Raw genomic sequence first — 16,901 nt, forward strand, 5'->3', positions numbered from 1 at the left:
TGAGCAAGAGAGCGCACTCCGGGGGCGCGCGCCAACGGCCGTGCTCCCACAAGTCGTTTATGAGAGTTCCAAAATGAGAGTTCCACTGTCACTGTATAGATGGGAGCGAGCACGTTGGGTGACCGCGACTGTCGAGGGAAAGTGATCGAGATGGATGGATGTCGTTTCGGCGTCGTCAGGAAGGCATGGGATCTGCCCTTCCTGGCGGAGGCGGAAGAGCTAGCCGGCTTGCGCCGGGTCATGCGGCTACACCTGGAGCTCTGGGGCCTACCGGGCGTGGTCCACTCCGCGCAGCTCTGCGTCACGGAACTGGCGGCGAACGTGATCAGGCACGTGGGGCCGGGGACTCCAACGTGCCTGGCTGTTGCCATGAGTGGCAGCAACCTCCGCATCGAGATGAGCGACCCTGACACGCGCGCGCTCCCCATCCTCGTCGAGGCAGCCAATATGGCCGACGAGGGGCGAGGGCTTGCCCTTGTCGATGGCATTGCTGAGCGGTGGGGCGTCATCCTTCGTGGCGACTTCAAGGTCACCTGGTGCGAGTTGGCTACGGGCCTCAGGTCATCAAATGATCACATCGACACGCCCCAAGTGGCCAAAGCCGAAGCGCTGTTGAGGCTTTGCAGCATGAGTGCGGACCCCGTGGGATCTGGTCACGGACGACTGGGCCTGACCGCAGGGAGGGAGCTAGCAGTCGGCCTTATCGCCGACCTCCTCCACTGGCTCCGTGCCCACGGCTGCGATCCGGACGATGCCCTCGATCGTGCGCAAACGTACTTCGAGGTCGAGGCGGCTGAACCTGCCTGAAGCAGCCCTCGGCCGAGGAACTTGTGGATCGTCTCGGTCAAACCCGGGACGATTCAGGGGTTCCGCCCCAACAGGAGCCACTACAAGCGACCAGTCCTCTCTTGGTCGGCATAACATGTATGAGCTTTACTCACATTCGTCATGCTAATTTCATCTGTCTGTGACCAGCAACTGCGGGACAGTGATTAGCTCCAGTGCTTCCCGCCGGGCCAGATCGAGATTGCCAATTCCGCCAGATCTCTTTGTCTTGCGACAATACCCTCCACTTTCCACCAGCCATTGCTTGAATCCCATATTCGTGACGTCTCTGTATCCGAAGAAACGAGCAATACGGAATCCCTGTAGACGAAAGCCTTTTCTGGATAGGCCAGTTGCGATACCGATTGATTCTTCCGGCCATTCAAAAGAGTAAGATTACCGATGCGATTCACCCATGCGTCGTGATCTTCGAGGCGCAATCCATCGTCAGGTTTCTGTGGGTAGATGTGTTCTACGTGCACCTTGGAAGAGCTTGCGAGAACTACTTCATCGACGTGGGCACTCGCGCGTAGGGACGCCTCGATTTTTCCTAGCAGGTATCGCGATTGGGAACTCTTAGGCGTAGAGGCTTCTTCGAAGTCGGCCTTGAATATCTCATCGTCCGGAATCCAGTCGCATATTCGACGCGTCGCCGAATCTATGCCAGCGCCTCCCGAGAGACCTTTGGCTACATCGAATATTTTCTCTTCGAGCAGTGTGGATTCACGGCGACCGACAACGGTCCAACGTACGTAATAGCTAATCGATGCCTCTATAAGATCTTGCAAATCATCATAGTCTGTTCTTTCTGAAGCCGCGAGCAAGAGTGGGTAAAGCGCGTCTGCGCTTAGTGCCTCAATTTCGGACAGTGCTGCATCGAATGCCTGATGCCCAGTACTGCAATTGATGAGATCTATGTATCGATTTGAAGCGCCCTCGAGCTCGGCTGCAAAAGCACCCACGCCGTATACCTGAGGGTTCTTATTGAACTCGCGGCTCAGGTTCTGTCTAATGATCGTGTATAGGCTGTGAGATTTTACGTCCCCATGCTTCGATACCCAAAAATGACGCAGAAATCTTTCGATCTCCTCTCGTTTCTCGAAGCCATCCAATATCACCCTCCACGCGTCATTTACGCGCTGCTTTTCTGAGTCGCTTCGGCTCTTTTCCATCAGGAAATTTCTCACAAGATCTACGGTGGAGAGATCCTTGCCGCGCGAGTTAATTGTTTCGAACACCTCGTTGGCATCGCTGGACGTAGGAGTTTGGATTTCTACGAATACCAATCCATTAATTAGGCACTCCCGCAATCCATCCAACCAGTCGAGCTTTTCCTCGTCGTCAGGGAAAATGGAAAGTTCTGCGGCGATTTTGCCTTCAAAGTTGACATAGGCGTCCTTAATCAACTTGTGTGACGGGCGAGTCGGTCGCTCGATTCCTGGGCACTTTCCCGTCGATTCGTTCCAATCCTGAATGTAGTCTCGAAAGAAGTCTCGATCAAATAGTGAGAGCACGAGGAAATACTCCATGGGCTCCCGGCGGCCTGCCTTCCGCGCAATGTAGTCGCGATGAAGATTGTTTGCCGTAGACGAGCCCTCTGCGGAACCCATTCGCCACAGGATGTCGCGAATTGCCGCGATAAGAATTGTGGAGGTTGTGAGGCGTTGCTGTCCGTCGAGTAGGGCCCTCGTGCTAACTTTTTTATCAGTAATTGTTACGATTGGGCCAATGAAATACTCCGAGGCGGAATCCTTCCCGGTATCACGCGCCTTCTTGAATTTTTGGATATCTGACCAATAGATGTCCACCTCCTTTTTGGTCCAGGCGTACTGCCTCTGGCTGTCGTCGGGCACCGTCACCGCAGGGTTATTGGCTCCGATGAGTTGACCAAGGGTCTGGCGCGCCGCTTGCTTGATGATTGCCACGAAAGCTCCCTATGCGGTTGGCTGGGCTTCTCGTGACGATAGCCTCCGGCAGGAGTCGACGTCGACAGATGGCCCAATCTGTGGGTGGGCGCCATGAAGATCGGTCCAGTTTCGCGTACAGACACCCCATTTTGTGAAAGAAGCATTGTCAGTGACGGCCTTGTGGGTGCTACGTTCGGCTCGACTGTCATGACTGGCTACCTCGAAAGGGATGTATAAGAGTGGCTTTCTCGAATGAAAATACCGCACCGCACCACCTGCATTCAATTCTGACTTGCGTTCGGGAATCTGGGAAGGACCGATACATCGAGGGTTGGGTGAAGGCTCTTGAGGCGGAATGGGATTCTGTTGAATTCGCAAGGCGGCATGCGGAAGTAGTGAACCTACTCTTGCTTACGACTCAACAGTTGTACGCCTTGCCTGAACGTTCGCGTGATCGATTTCTCAGATATGTTCCGGCGTGGTGGAATGCCATTATTCAGCCGAAAGGTAACTGGGGTGACAATGGGCGCCCTGCGGTCAATGTTGTAGGGCAGGATGTTCTCGATCACCTTGAATCCGCTGCCGACATTATCGCGGGTAGCCTTGTTGGATCGGATGCGGCTCCGCGTAGTAGTGATCTCGAAGAGATATCTCAACAGTGTCAAGACTGGGTTGTATTTCTGCAAGGGATCGATGCTTCAGAGATCGATGGCCCCATAAGGGATCAACTGATTGTTCAGTTGGAGCACATTATCTGGCTCATAGCGCATGTGGATCTCTTTGGTGGTGCAAGGGTCGCGGGTGAGACGAGCCGAGCGATTGGCTCACTTGCCCAGGTTCAAGCAACAATGAATAATGCTCAGCCAGAAACTATAGGGAGGTGGAAGCAAGGTTGGTTGGCCCTCATTGCTATTTGTCTCACAATTAACGCGGGCGCACCAATTCTGCAAGAATCAATCGCGGTGGGAGGCGATCTTGTTAAAGAGATTACCTCGGCAGTGCAAGATATGCAGGGAGGATAGTCAGGCCTTTTCGACCTCGCGTAGAGGTGATGAAGTCGGGTGACGCTGCAGCGAATCTTGGCGCGGATGGGGCTGTGCTGGCACTTCCAGTATCCGAGTCAGGAGCCACGGCACTCGACTCGGATCGGGCCACTCGTCCTGCAAGTATTGTCGGCTCAGCCTTGTGCCCTCAGCGCCCGAGAGGTCTGCCCGAAAGATTGGGTGTGGATCAACGACAGCGACCTCTGCAGCTCAGCTCGTTGATCACAATCGGTGTGCACAAACTGTCGGGCAGACCAAAATCCTCAGTGATCAGGGGGCGCGACCGATAAACGAGTTAACTCGCGGCAATGGCTGAGTAGGTCAGCACATCCGCAGGGATCTCGTGGCGGAGCTTCCAGACGATGCCCATGGGCTTGCTGCCCTTGTGCTTCACGTACTCGGCTGGGCCGAGCAGCATCCACGGCTGGGGTCCGCCGATGTCCGTGTTCTTGTAGCGGCGGACGAAGAGGAGGACGTGAGTGTCCTTCTCCTTGTGGGTCTGGTAGCGGATGCCGGTGGGGGAGGTCTCAGAGATCCGGTGCTGAGACTCCCAGTGGAACAGGGAATCGTTGAGGGCGTAGTCCTTGTAGCGAGTCTCTGGGGAGAAGTCCTTCTCGTCCTTTTCGAGTGTGATGAGTAGGGCGTCGGTTTGGATGTTCTCGCACCACCTCACGCCCTCCCGGAAGTGCCCGGGCATGAAGCCGTCCACGGTGGACTGGCCCAGGGCGGGGAGGATCTCTTCGCGGCTGTAGGAGGCGTGGACCGTCAGCGGCAGGCTGGCGTGTGTGCCCAGTAGGGGTACTGGGACATGGTCCGCCTCGTCCATGACATGGGCGAGAACTTGGCGTACCTCGTCTCGGAAGGCTTGTTGGGGGCGGAGGGTGTCGAAACCGGCCTGGTAGCTGGTGAAGTTTCCCCCCAGCGGCCAGAGGGAGAAGAAGAACATCCGGGCGTATGCCTGTTCTTGGCTGCTGAGCTCTTCGTACACCGGGGCGTCGTCGCCGACGAGCTTCGTGTACGCGGCGGCCCGGAGCGGGTCGTCCACGTGGAGGAACGCCGATACGCGCTTGAGTAGAGCTTCCTCGCCTTCGGGGCCGGTTTGAACGAGGAGTTTGGCGCGGCGGAGTAGTCCTGTCCACGAGTTCCCGTTGCCTCGGTAGAGCTCCTTGAGCTCTCGGCCGCTCTCCCGCAGATAGCCGGCGAGAAGCGGCTCGGCGTAGGACGCCACCTCGCGGGCGAGCTGAGTGACGTTGACCCCGATCTGGTTGCGAATGTTGTCGATGATCAATTCCTTGGCCTTCGTCTCAAGGATGATCTGGCAGCCAGAGGGAAGCTGGGGGAAGTCGTGCTCAATGCTTGTGAGGAGTCGATTGCGTGTGAGGTTCGTCAGCGCGCGGAACTGCTCCTCGAAGCGGAACTCCTTGCGGTGCTGTCCGATGAAGTCCAGGACCGTGAGGACAGCCTTGCCCTCGGTTCGACGCAGCCCGCGGCCCAACTGCTGAAGAAACACTGTGGCGCTGGAGGTGGGACGGAGGAGGAGCAGGGTGTCGACATCGGGGATGTCTAGGCCCTCGTTGAAAAGGTCTACCGAGAAGATGACCTGAAGCGCACCGGTTCTCAGCTCGTCCAGCGCTGCCTTGCGTACGTCCATGGGGCTCTCGCCGGAGAGTGCAACAGCGGCGAGGCCCGCCCGGCGGAAGAAGTCGGCCATGAAGTGGGCGTGTGCGACTGAGACGCAGAAGCCCAAGGCACGCATGGCACCCGGATCAGCGATCTTGTCCTTCACGGCCTGCACGACGAGTCTGGCGCGAGCATCGTTGCCTGTGAAGAGGTTGCTCAGAGCCGTCGAATCGTACGCGCCGCGCTTCCACGTGACCGCACTCATGTCGGTGTTGTCAGTGATGCCGAAGTAGTGGAAGGGGCTGAGTAGGTCGTTCTCTAGGGCTTCCCAGAGCCGCATCTCGGCGGCGATCCGGCCCTCGAAGAACTCATCCTGAATGTTCAGACCATCCATGCGCTCGGGAGTGGCCGTGAGGCCGAGAAGTTCCAGCGGAGTGAAGTGGTCCAAGAGTCTGCGGTAGGTGGGCGACGTGCCGTGGTGGAACTCGTCGATCACGATCACGTCGAAGTGGTCCGGGGCGAAGCGGTCCAGTGCACGCGGGTTGAGGGACTGGACGCTGGCGAATACGTGAGTCCAGTTGTCGGGAATCTCCCCAGCGAAGAAGAGCTCTCCGAAGTTCGCGTCGATGAGCACGTTCTGGTAGACCCGCAGGGACTGTTCGAGGATCTCCTTGCGGTGTGCCACGAAGAGGAGACGCGGGTCGCGGCCGAGCTGCTGCCGCAGGCGCTTGTAGTCCAGCGCGGCCATCACGGTCTTGCCTGTACCTGTCGCGGCGACCAGCAGATTGCGGTGCCGGTCGTGCACAGTGCGCTCGACTTCTAGTCGCTCAAGCATGTCGCGCTGGTGGGGGTAGGGGCGGACTTCCAGGCCGGAGAGCGTAATGCTGTTTCGGGCTTGAGTGCTGGTGCCGCTGGCGTGTGACAGCGCTTCGTCGAGCCGCTGAGCGTCACTGTCTGGGTTGTATGGCTCGAAGGCCTGCTCGCTCCAGTAGGCATCGAACGTTGCCTCGAACTTGCGCAAGACGGCGGGCGTTGCGACGGACGACAGCCGTACGTTCCATTCAAGGCCGTCGAGGAGGGCTGCCTTGGACAGGTTGGAGCTGCCTACATACGCCGTGTCGAAGCCGCTGTCCCGGCGGAAGAGCCATGCCTTGGCATGGAGGCGGGTGGAGCGAAGCTCGTAGTTGACCTTCACCTCGGCGCCGAAGTCCTGAACCAGCCGGTCCAAGGCACGACGTTCTGTGGCGCCGATGTAGGTCGTCGTGAGCACACGAATGGGGACGCCGCGCTCCCGCGCCGATGCCAGCGACTGTTCAAGAACGCGGAGTCCGTGCCATTTTACGAACGCGCAGAGGAGGTCAACACGGTCAGCCGTGGCCAGCTCGGCGCGAAGCTCGAAGCCAAGACTCGGATCTTCCGGTGAGTTGGTGATGAGCGCCGTATCGGAGAGTGGAGTGGCAGGGCGAATGGCGTAGACGCCAGGAGCCTCTTGCTCGGCCACGGCGAGCAGCTGGCGCGGGCCTTCGGCGACGAGATCAACCCACTGGGTTGCGCCCTCGATGGTGTTGAGGGACTCCAAGATGTGGTTGGCGGCCAGGACCTGTTCCGCAGGTGAGAGGCGCTGAAGGACCTGCCGCACGGTGTTGCCAATGTGCCGAGACAACACATGCGGTGTGGACTCCTGCCCGACGATGGCATCGATGCTGCGCCAACCCGTGGCATCGAACTCTTTGAGCCGCTCTTCGAGGCGATGAGTGATGAGCGTTTCGTACAGCCCAGCAACTGGCGCCGCGTCCGCGAAATCGTTGGGCATGGCCGAGTCCCCTCATCTCGTCGCGTTGGTACGTGAGCAGTTGTATCAAGGGGTACTGACAGAAGCGCGTGTGCGATGCACATTCGTGGACAGAGCCGTCTGGTGGCAACCTGGTGCCCGCGTCGCCTCCGCTGAGTCCTGAGCGCTGCTGTCAAAGCGGTGCTCACTGTCAACTCGCGTGAAATAATGGCACGTTCAGGGACGGGACGTTCCAGGTCGCTTCAGGGTGGGACGGCAATGGCGCCGATGGGGGTAAGCGGATGACGGACGGGTCGAGTGTGGGTGAGCCGGGGTCCGGAGCGGGGGCCGGGACTGTTGAGGTGCGGATCGGGGTGAGTGGGACGCACACCCGGCGTGATGATCTCGAAGCGCTCGATACCTGGTTGCGGAGTGCGCCCGATCTCGAAGAGGTGCGCGAAGCCGATCAGTTGGCTGTCGGGCGGAAAGTCTCCGATCAGCAGACAGAGGGCATGAGCGGTGAGCTGATCCAGGACATCGTGCTCGTGGTGTCCGTCGAGGTGGCTCGTAACGTCATCGACAAGGTGTGGCGGTCCGTGGAGACCTGGGTGCGTAACCGGCGCAGATTCGCCGACCCCGAGGAGACGCCCCGCGTCACCCTCGACGGGCCGGCCACCGGGCCCGGGGCCGGGCTGGGGCGGGACACCGATCGGGACGGGGAGCGTGGCGAGAGCGGGGAGAGTGGGGGGCAGCGGGGCGATGAGGGCGGGGGCCGGGTGCGTGTTGACGACGAGGCCGGGGAGGTCTAGGCGTCGTGCCGCCGTACAGTGCGCGCGGCGAGGAGGGCAGGGGCAAGCGGCATCGTGCGTTGATCGTCGGTGTCGAGCCCTACAGCGGTGACCGGAACGATCTGCCCGCCGTCCGGCGGAACCTCCGGCTGGTGGCCGAGGCGCTGACCGCCGAGGGCAGCGGGGTGCTCGATCCCGCGGACCTTGTCGTGATTCCGGGCAAGGGCGAGTCCGGCGCCGTCGATCCGCTCCAGGTGCGGGCCGCGCTGCGCGCAGCGCGGGACGAGGTCGACGGGCTGCTGATCGTCTATTTCGCCGGGCACGGCATCGTGCGCCCCGACGGCAGCGACCTGCATCTGCTGTTCACCTCCTCCCGGGTGACGCGGGACCGGCAGCATCCCTTCATGGACGCGCTGTCCTGGCGGGACGATGTGATGCCGGAGCTCTCCAAGGCCCGCGCCGACTGGGTCGTGGCGATCCTCGACTGTTGTTTCGCGGGCAACGCGCTGCATTCGTTCACCCCTGCCGTCGGGCAGAACTTCGCCCTGCTCACCGCGGCGGAACCGGGCGTGGAGATCCCTCCCGGCGACCCCTCGGCCGGTACGGAGTTCACGGTCCGGCTGCACCGGTTGCTGACCGGGCGCACGGCCGCCGAGGAGCCGGCCACGTTCACCCGGCTCGTGACCGAGATACGGGAGGCGATGGCGCCCCTCAAGGCCGTCGACGGACACCGGTGGATTCCGGAGGAGCGGCGGCACGGGGACGATGTGCTGCTCGCCGCCCCGGGGGGTGCGGGGAGCGGATTACCCACGGGGAAGGAGAAGGAGAAGGGGGAGGGAGAGGGCACGGGGGAGCCTGAAGGGGGTGTGGGGGGCGCGGTGCGGGCTCCCGTTGTCGGGCGGCGGTGGTTACGGCTGCCGCTCCCCGGCCTCGTACGCCGTTGGCTGCTGTCGCCGCGCACCGCCCTCGTACGCCGTCAGCTGCGGTCGCCGCGTCGCCGTATGACCGCCCTCGTTCTCGCGGGCGCTGTCGCCCTCACCGGCGTCGGTACGTGGTTGTTCGGGGATCTGCCGGGCGGGGCGCCCCGCGACTGTCCGCCCGCCATGGAGCTCCGTGTACTGACCGATCCCGACCTCCAGGCCACCGTCAAGAAGGCCGCCGACGCCTATATGGAGCGCGGGGACGGCTGCCGGTCCGTCGGGATCACCACGTACGACGCCAAGGCCACCGACGCCGTGGCCGCCTTCCGGGCCTCGTCCCTCTGGCAGGATCCGCCCGCCACCTGCCCCGCGACCGGTGACTGTCTGCGGCCCCAGCGCGATGTGGGCGCGCAGCCGGACATCTGGATTCCGGCGGCGGGGAGCGCCTGGCGACGGGTGATGGACGGGGGGCAGGCCGAGGACGGAGGGAGTGCCGCGGCTTCGGCCACCGGCACCGGCACCGGGTCCGAAGGGGCCGTCGGGGAACGTGTCGTGACCCTGGAGTCCTTGGGGTCCGTCGCCTTTACGCCCATGGTCCTCGCCGTGCCCTTCAGAACGGCCCTTGCGCCGGCGGCGCAGACCGGAACTCCGCTCGGCTCGATCATCTCCGCACTGCGCGACGCGCAGCAGCCGGACCGTCCCGTCTCCGTGCTTCGGCCTGACCCCGAAGGCACCGACGGGGCGCTGCTGGCCACCGAAGCCCTGTACGCCTCATCGGAGTCCGGGTCGGCGTCGTCCCTCGAACAGAGCATGGTGCAGGCGCTGCGGCCGATGCCCGGCACCGCCAGGGAGCTGATGTGTGCGCTGGCCGACGGCTCCCGCAACCTCCTGGAGGACACCGCCGCCGTTCTCGTACCGGAACAGACCATGGCTCAGTTCAACCTGCCGCCCACCCACCCGGGACGCCCCGCCTGCGCGACGGAGACGCTGGAGGTCCGCGTCGCCCAGTACCCCTCCGACGTGCCGGTGCTCGATCTGCCGTTCCTCCGGGTCACCTGGGACGACGCGGGCCGCGACGCCGAGGCGCGCGACAAGGAGGTGACGCGCTTCTACGAGTGGCTGGCCGAGGCCCCGGAGGCGCAGAAGTTCTTCACGCAGGACGGTTTCCGTGGGGTCAGTAACGGCAAGCCGGCACCGCCCGACGAGACCTCGCCGCTCAGGGCGGGCCCCAACGAGTCGGAGAGAGCCGTACGCCCGTCGATTCCGCCGACCACCACGAGCACCGTCACGGCCACCTCGCTCAGCGACACCCTGCGCCGCTACCGGCAGGCGCTCGGCCCCGGGCGGGTGCTGTATCTCCTGGACAACTCGACCTCGATGGCCGACAAACGGGTCTGGGACGGCTCCGGGCGGGCCAAGGAGCTGGTGACCCGGTCGATGAGTTCGCTGGGTGCCGGTGACGCGTACGGGGTGTGGTCGATCGCTTCCAAGAAGGACGCGGACGTCGTGCTGTTCGGACCGCACGGACGCGCCGCCGCGCAGAAGGCCGTGGCTGCGGCCCGGACCGCCGATGTCGACGCGCGCATCGTGAGCGGGCTCCGCGAGGGGTTCGCCACGCTGCGCGACGGGCCCACCGAGGACGATCCGCCGCGGCTCCTCGTCCTGGTCACCGATGACGAGGACTCGAAGGGCATCACGAAGAAGCAGCAGGCGGACCTGGTCGCCGATGCCGAACGGGCCCCGCTGGTACGGGTCGTGGTGGTGTCTCTGCGCGGCGGCGGCTGTTCGTCCGGCCGGCTCAACGAGGCGATCACGAAGGCGACCGGGGGGCGCTGTCTGGACCTGTCGGACGACATCCCGACCGAGCTGACCGCCGAGGTCGCCAAGACGGGCACGGGGGATGCGGAATGACCTGGAGTGGGAGTGGGAACGGGCGTGGGAATGGGAGAGGGGGCGGAGGGCGCCGTGTCCTCCTTGCCGCCGTGCTCGGGTGTCTCCTCGCCGTTTCCTCGGCGGCCTGTTCGGGCGGGCCCGACGGTACGCCCCAGCCCGGCAAGGGCGACAACGCGGCCGACCGGGGCCCGATCGTCGTCGCCAGCGGGCTCGATGTCACCGGGTCCGGTGGGGTGCGGCAGCAGCTCATAGAGGAGTGGAACCGGCGGCACGCCGGGTCGAAGGCCGAGCAGGCCAAGCTCGTCGAACTGCCGGGCGGCGCCGACCAGCAGCGCAGCCAGCTGCTCGGCGCGCTGCAGTCCGGGAGCGCCGGTTACGACGTGGTGAACCTCGACATCACCTGGATTCCCGAGTTCGCCGAAGCCGACCTGATCCGTCCGATGCCCGAGGAGGAGGCCGTCGACCTCGACTTCATCAAGGGGGTCGACCAGACCACCGTCTGGAAGGGCCGTTCCTACGCGCGGCCCTTCAACACCGATGTGGGCCTGCTCTACTACCGCCCCGATCTGCTGGAGGCCGCCGGAATCCAGCCGAGCCGTCAGCCCACCCTCAACTGGAAATGGGACGACCTCAACGCCTCCATCAAGACGCTCGCGCTCAACCCCGACCGGGGCGACGACCAGGCGGGCTGGACCACGCAGCTCAAGCAGTACGAGGGGCTCACCGCGAACGCCGTCGAGGCGTTCGCCAGCGTGGGCGTCGAACTCGCCGACGAGGAGGGTACGTACGCCGCGAGCGAGGCGGAACTCAAGAAGGGCCTCGACGAACTCCTCGAACGGGCCCGCCACGATCGGATTCTGCCCAGCGCGGTCTCCTCGGACGAGACGGCGACGCTGGCCGACTTCGCGGCCGGGCGCGTCGCCTTCCTGCGCCATTGGCCGTACGTGTACGGGGCGTTGCGGACTCTGCTGCCGCCAGATGCGTACTCCGTGAACCGGCTGCCCGGCGTCGCCGTGCTCGGCGGCCAGAATCTCGCCGTCACCGCCGATTCGCCACGCGCCGAGAACGCCCGCGAACTCATCACGTTCCTGACCTCGCAGGAGAGCGAACGCTGCCTGCTCGACGCGGGCTTCGCCGCGACCCGGGCCTCCGCGTACAACGGGAAGTCCAAGCCCTGCTGGCCGCGCGTCGCCGCCGCACTCCGCCCGGCCGAGGGCGCGCCCCCGGCCACCGGCAGCCAGTCGTCCGCGCCGGCCGCCCCGGCGGGGGAGGGCGGCGCGAAGGACCAGGGGGCATCGGCGCGGGCCGCGTACACCCGGACACTGAGCGATGCGCTGAACAAGGCGGTGCAGCGCCCGCGTACTCCGTACTACGGAGCGTTCACGCAGGTGCTGCAGTCGCATGTGCACGACCTGCTGACCGCCGAATCGCCGGACAGCGACAAGGCCGCCGCCGAACTCGACGACGCTCTGCGGGACGTCTTCGAAGGGAAGTGAGGCCGCCTCGAAAGTCCATCCACTCCGAAGCTACGCGACCCCGTGGCACTCCCGGTAGGACCGCTCCGAACCGCACCAGCACGCCGCGCTGCGCGCCGGAGGCCACGGGATGGCGCGGCCCCGGGCGGCGAGGGTGGTGGCGTACTGGGGGAGCAGGTTCGGATCGGCCGGGGACGTGGCCTCCGAGGCGGCGAACGCCTCGTACGAGGGGACCGTGCCCGCGACGATGCCGAGGTTCGGCGTGCCCCCCGCGTGCAGGTCGCGCAGCGCGGCCTCCAGGCGGGCCAGGTGCTCGGTGTGGGTGGTGTACTCGTCGGCCAGGGCCGGGTAGGCGCCGAGCAGTTCGGTCAGTTCGGCTTCCGGCCAGTGCAGGACCGCCACCGGGAAGGGGCGCGACAAGGCCGCCCGGTAGGTGCCCAGTTCGGCACGGAGCCGGGTGATCTCGGCCTTCAGCTCGCCCGGGTCCGAGGAGCCGAGGGACCACAGGCGCTTCGGGTCGTGGAGCTCGTCGAGCGGGACGTTCGCCGTGCTGAGGGCGTCGGCCAGTTCGTCCCAGGCATCGTGGTTGTGACCCATCAGCCTGCGTACGCGATGCCGCCCGGTCAGCAGGGACTGCGTGGCGTACGGGACTTCCTCGCCCGGCGCCAGGAGAAGCGTCAGCGCGGTCTGGAGGAAGTCGTGGGCCGCCTCCAGCTCGTCGTGGGCTTCGAGGGTCCCGGCGACGATCTCCCACGGGGCCGCCTGGAGCGGGCGCGCGACGCGGATTCCGTCGATGATCGCGCGGGCCTCGGCCTCATGCCCGTACTCCCAGAGATTGGCCGCCTTGAGGGCTTTGACCAGGTGCGGGTTGCCGGTGTCGGTGGGGGGTGCGCTGAGCAGTTCGTCGTAGAGGCCGGTGGCGCGGGCGCGGTCACCGGCCAGTTCCAGATGGGCCGCGGCCTGGAGGAACAGCGGTTCGTGGTCCTCGGGATACTGCGCCGCGGTGCGCAGCAGGCGCTCGGCTTCGGTGATGTGGTCGGCAGGCGTGTCGGGGCGCATGGACCACACGGTACTGCCGTAGGGGCGCTTGGGGAGAGAGCCGGTCGGTGGGCGTGGGTGACGACACATGTCTGGTGGGTTATGGGGATTCCCCTTATCGTGCGGGCCGTGCGGGAGCGGATACCTGTGGTGGTGCAGCGGAACTCGCCGGGCCGGCGGGCCGCTGTGCGCGGCCTGTGGACGGGTGCCGAACTGGTCGTGACGCTCGGCGTCGTCCTCCTGCTCCTTGTCGCCCATCAGCTGTGGTGGACCAACCGGCAGGCCCGCGAGGGCGCGGAGCGCCAGGTCCGGGCCCTCCAGGAGGACTGGGGGCAGGATCGCGGAGTGGGTGCGCCGGTGGTCGAACCGCCGGAGGACGGCCAGGGCGACGAGTCCGGGGCGGGTGGACAGAACGGGCAGGAGCCGGAGCGTCCGGCTCCCGACCGTACCGCCGCTCCGGCCGCTCCCGTCGCCCCGACCGCTCCCCGCTGGGACCAGGCGTACGCCGTCCTCCGCATCCCGCGCCTCGGCCTCACCGCACCCGTCGCGCAGGGCATCAGCAAGCGCGGCGTCCTCGACAAGGGGTACGTCGGCCACTACCCGCGCACCGCGCAGCCGGGACAGGCGGGCAACTTCGCCGTGGCCGGACACCGCAACACCCACGGCGAGCCGTTCCGTCGCATCGACCGGCTGCGACGAGGTGACCGGATCACCGTCGAGACCCGGGACGCCGTCTATACGTACACCGTCGACAACAGCCTCGCGCAGACGTCGCCCTCCGACAGCGGGGTCATCGCCGCCGTGCCGCGCAGCAACGTGCGGACGGCCGTCGGATACAGCGCGCCGGGGTACTACCTGACGCTCACGACCTGCACGCCCGAGTTCACCTCCCGGTACCGGCTGATCGTCTGGGGCAAACTCACCGCGATGCGTCCGAGGTAGCCGCCCGGGCCGGGGACCGGGGGTGTGGGCCTCACCGTGCCGGGCGGGGTGACCAGGGAGGTCCCCGGCGGCGGCCCTTCGGCGCTCTCAGCGCGCCGCCCGCTGCTGGAGGGTCGCCCGCCAGGCCGGGGCAGGCTCCTCCGGGCCGGTCTCCTGCGCACGGCCGCCACGTGCGAGCCCGGGGGGCGCTCGTGGCCTGAATCTCAGGGTCTCGCGCGGGCGGCCCGGCCCGGCCGTGGCATCGTGTATAACGGCTTGAGAGGCGAACGCGTGTGCGTGCGCCCCGTAGGACCGTGACTGTGGGGAAGGAGGGGCCGATGGGCGACGCGAACCGTCTCCGTGGCGCCTCCGCCCGGCTGCTCCGGCCCCTCGGTCTGATCGTTCTCTTCTTCACCGAGATCCTCCTCGCCGAAGGCGGCAGCCTCTCCGCCGCGGTCGCGCTCGCCGCCACCGCCGCAGCCGGTTCCGCCCTCCTCGCCTCCGCCGTCATCAGCGCGCGCTGTGCCGCCCCCGTGCCCCGCACCCGGGTCCGCACCGCCATCCGCGACCGGGAGAAACGCACCGCGTTCCTGCCCCAGCGGGACCCCGACGCACGGGGCCGCACCAGGCCCCGAGCACCCGGCCGTGCCCTCCTGACGGCCGCGTAGGGGCTTCGCCGCACCAAGAAGTCGCACGAGAACTCACACCGAGAGCTCACATCGAGAGCTCACGCCAAGAGCTCACACCGTGCACCCCGCGTGGGCCGTCCTGCCGAGTCCGTACGTACTCCCGGCACGACGAGACCCCCGGAGGGCTCACCCATGTCCGCTTTCATGTCCGCCTTCGCGAGCCTGGTCGGCTCGCTCGCCGACCTGCTCCAGCCGTTCTTCCAGACGGCGTCCACCGCCGCCGCGATCGTCCTGTTCACCGCCCTCGTACGGCTCGCCGTGCACCCCCTGTCAAGGGCGGCGGCCCGTGGGCAGAAGGCGCGGACCAAGCTCCAGCCGCAGATCGCCGCGCTGCGCAAGAAGCACGGCAAGAACCCCGAGCGGATGCAGAAGGCGCTCATGGAGCTGCACGCGGCCGAGAAGGTCTCCCCGCTCTCCGGGTGCCTGCCGAGCCTGCTCCAGATGCCCGCGTTCTTCCTGCTGTACCACCTCTTCTCCAGTGCACGGATCGGCGGCGAGCCCAACGCCCTCCTCGGCCACCGGCTCTTCGAGGCCCCGCTCGGCGCCCGCTGGCACGACGCGCTCGCCGAGGGCGGGGTGTTCGGCGCGCAGGGGCTGGTCTACCTGGGACTCTTCGTGATCGTCGCGGCCGTCGCCACCTTCAATTACGGCCGCACGAAGCGACAGATGGCCGCTAACCCCATGACACCCGCCACGGGCCCCGACGGGCAGCCGGTGCCCGGCATGGGCGCGATGACGAAGCTGATGCCGCTGATGTCCTTCATGACGCTCTTCACCGTCGCCTTCGTGCCGCTCGCCGCGGCCCTCTACGTGGTGACCAGCACCACCTGGACCGCGATCGAGAGGGCCTACCTGTACCGCGACGTGACGGCTCCGGGCACCGCCATGGCCACTGCGGCGTAATCGGGCGGGGCGGATTCGCCGGTCCAGTGAGTGAACAGGGTCTTGCCAGGTGATCCGATGTCTTGGAGGATCGGCCAAGCCCATTCGATGGCCGCAACCACCGACGGGCTCGATCTCGACCAAGGGGAGATGGACCGTTGAAGCTGCTTCGAGTCGGTACGGCGGGCGCGGAACGCCCTGCGTTGCTTGACCAGGACGGAACCCTGCGCGATCTGTCGGGGCTCGTCGGCGACATCGACGGCGGGCTGCTCGCCGACGCGCCGGCGCTCGCCCGGATACGGGCCGCGGCCGCGGCCGGCGAGCTGCCCGTGCTGGCCGCGGACGGGCTGCGGGTCGGGCCGCCGCTCGCCCGGATCGGCAAGATCGTGTGCATCGGGCTGAACTACCACGACCACGCCACGGAGACCGGTGCGGCGATCCCGGCTGAGCCGATCCTGTTCTTCAAGGCACCCGACACCGTCGTGGGGCCGGAGGACACGGTGCTGGTGCCGCGCGCCTCCCGCAAGACCGACTGGGAGGTCGAGCTCGCGGTCGTCATCGGACGGACCGCCCGCTACCTGGAGTCGGCCGAGGAGGGGCTCGCGCACGTGGCCGGATACGCGACGGCGCACGACGTCTCCGAGCGCGAGTTCCAGATCGAGCGCGGCGGCACCTGGGACAAGGGCAAGAACTGCGAGACGTTCAACCCGCTGGGTCCCTGGCTGGTGACCGCCGACGAGGTACCGGACCCGCAGGCGCTGTCCCTGAAGCTCTGGGTCAACGGTGAGCTGAAGCAGGACGGCAGCACCGCCGACCAGATCTTCCCGGTGGGCGAGGTCGTCCGCTATCTGAGCCACTTCATGACGCTGTACCCGGGCGATGTCATCAACACCGGTACGCCGGCCGGGGTCGCCATGGGGCAGCCCGAGCCCAAGCCGTATCTGAAGGCGGGCGATGTCGTCGAGCTGGAGATCGCGGGGCTCGGACGGCAGCGGCAGGAACTGAAGGACGCCTGAGGCCCCTGCGGGACCTCGGAAAGATCGGAGGGGTGAGCCCTCCGTGTGTCGGCGGGTGGGTCGGGAAGCGTAGAGGCACTTATTAAAGAAGAATTAAAAGTAGTAGCTGCTCC

General features: G+C 65.8%; 12 protein-coding genes. 9 read left to right on the top strand and 3 right to left on the bottom strand.

Annotated features, from left to right (window positions below; translation table 11 throughout):
- Positions 1-150: 150 nt before the first annotated feature.
- Positions 151-807, top strand: coding sequence for an ATP-binding protein (locus tag ACFT7S_RS35580; RefSeq protein ID WP_382739675.1), 657 nt, complete (start codon positions 151-153; stop codon positions 805-807).
- Positions 808-992: 185 nt separating this feature from the next.
- On the opposite strand, the gene ACFT7S_RS35585 is transcribed toward ACFT7S_RS35580, so the two are convergent.
- On the bottom strand, positions 993-2,750 hold the full coding sequence (locus ACFT7S_RS35585) for a DUF262 domain-containing protein (RefSeq protein ID WP_382739644.1): 1,758 nt from the start codon (positions 2,748-2,750) through the stop codon (positions 993-995).
- A 317-nt stretch (positions 2,751-3,067) separates the two neighbouring features.
- Here ACFT7S_RS35585 and ACFT7S_RS35590 point away from each other — a divergent pair, with 317 nt between their 5' ends.
- Positions 3,068-3,754 carry a hypothetical protein gene (locus ACFT7S_RS35590; RefSeq protein WP_382739645.1) on the top strand — a complete coding sequence of 229 codons (687 nt, stop codon included), beginning with the start codon at positions 3,068-3,070 and terminating at the stop codon, positions 3,752-3,754.
- A gap of 316 nt (positions 3,755-4,070) precedes the next feature.
- On the opposite strand, the gene ACFT7S_RS35595 is transcribed toward ACFT7S_RS35590, so the two are convergent.
- Entirely contained in the window at positions 4,071-7,208 is a 3,138-nt protein-coding gene (locus tag ACFT7S_RS35595) for a DUF3427 domain-containing protein (protein ID WP_382739648.1), read from the bottom strand.
- 332 nt (positions 7,209-7,540) lie between these two features.
- On the opposite strand from ACFT7S_RS35595, the gene ACFT7S_RS35600 reads away from it, so the two are divergent.
- The 3 genes from ACFT7S_RS35600 (at position 7,541) to ACFT7S_RS35610 (ending at position 12,263) form a co-directional block, all read left to right on the top strand.
- Positions 7,541-7,975 carry a hypothetical protein gene (locus tag ACFT7S_RS35600; RefSeq protein WP_382739651.1) on the top strand — a complete coding sequence of 145 codons (435 nt, stop codon included), beginning with the start codon at positions 7,541-7,543 and terminating at the stop codon, positions 7,973-7,975.
- 5 nt (positions 7,976-7,980) lie between these two features.
- Complete coding sequence (locus tag ACFT7S_RS35605; RefSeq protein ID WP_382739653.1) at positions 7,981-10,785, top strand: substrate-binding domain-containing protein; 2,805 nt, start codon at positions 7,981-7,983, stop codon at positions 10,783-10,785.
- 71 nt (positions 10,786-10,856) lie between these two features.
- Positions 10,857-12,263, top strand: a complete 1,407-nt coding sequence (locus ACFT7S_RS35610; protein WP_382739656.1) for an extracellular solute-binding protein — start codon at positions 10,857-10,859, stop codon at positions 12,261-12,263.
- 30 nt (positions 12,264-12,293) lie between these two features.
- On the opposite strand, the gene ACFT7S_RS35615 is transcribed toward ACFT7S_RS35610, so the two are convergent.
- Positions 12,294-13,301 carry an SEC-C domain-containing protein gene (locus tag ACFT7S_RS35615; protein ID WP_382739659.1) on the bottom strand — a complete coding sequence of 336 codons (1,008 nt, stop codon included), beginning with the start codon at positions 13,299-13,301 and terminating at the stop codon, positions 12,294-12,296.
- Positions 13,302-13,382: 81 nt separating this feature from the next.
- Between ACFT7S_RS35615 and ACFT7S_RS35620 the strand changes: the two genes are divergently transcribed.
- The 4 genes from ACFT7S_RS35620 to ACFT7S_RS35635 all read left to right on the top strand — a co-directional run bounded on the left by ACFT7S_RS35620 (position 13,383) and on the right by ACFT7S_RS35635 (position 16,788).
- Positions 13,383-14,222, top strand: coding sequence for a class E sortase (locus ACFT7S_RS35620; RefSeq protein ID WP_382739662.1), 840 nt, complete (start codon positions 13,383-13,385; stop codon positions 14,220-14,222).
- Between the two features lie 317 nt (positions 14,223-14,539).
- Positions 14,540-14,869, top strand: coding sequence for a DUF6412 domain-containing protein (locus ACFT7S_RS35625; protein ID WP_382739664.1), 330 nt, complete (start codon positions 14,540-14,542; stop codon positions 14,867-14,869).
- 153 nt (positions 14,870-15,022) lie between these two features.
- Entirely contained in the window at positions 15,023-15,793 is a 771-nt protein-coding gene (locus ACFT7S_RS35630) for a YidC/Oxa1 family membrane protein insertase (protein WP_382739667.1), read from the top strand.
- Between the two features lie 137 nt (positions 15,794-15,930).
- The gene (locus ACFT7S_RS35635) at positions 15,931-16,788 is read left to right on the top strand and encodes a fumarylacetoacetate hydrolase family protein (protein WP_382739670.1); all 858 of its coding nucleotides are present in this window, start codon (positions 15,931-15,933) and stop codon (positions 16,786-16,788) included.
- Positions 16,789-16,901: the final 113 nt, after the last annotated feature.

Origin of the sequence: Streptomyces sp. NPDC057136 (genome assembly GCF_042670885.1) — a bacterium.
Classification (GTDB): Bacteria; Actinomycetota; Actinomycetes; order Streptomycetales; family Streptomycetaceae; genus Streptomyces.

Excerpts from the sequence above, each read along its gene's own strand:
- ACFT7S_RS35580 (WP_382739675.1), top strand. The coding sequence starts at position 151 with ATGGATGGATGTCGTTTCGGCGTCGTCAGGAAGGCATGGGATCTGCCC.
- ACFT7S_RS35595 (WP_382739648.1), bottom strand. The coding sequence starts at position 7,208 with ATGCCCAACGATTTCGCGGACGCGGCGCCAGTTGCTGGGCTGTACGAA.
- ACFT7S_RS35615 (WP_382739659.1), bottom strand. The coding sequence starts at position 13,301 with ATGCGCCCCGACACGCCTGCCGACCACATCACCGAAGCCGAGCGCCTG.
- ACFT7S_RS35620 (WP_382739662.1), top strand. The coding sequence starts at position 13,383 with ATGGGGATTCCCCTTATCGTGCGGGCCGTGCGGGAGCGGATACCTGTG.
- ACFT7S_RS35625 (WP_382739664.1), top strand. The coding sequence starts at position 14,540 with ATGGGCGACGCGAACCGTCTCCGTGGCGCCTCCGCCCGGCTGCTCCGG.
- ACFT7S_RS35630 (WP_382739667.1), top strand. The coding sequence starts at position 15,023 with ATGTCCGCTTTCATGTCCGCCTTCGCGAGCCTGGTCGGCTCGCTCGCC.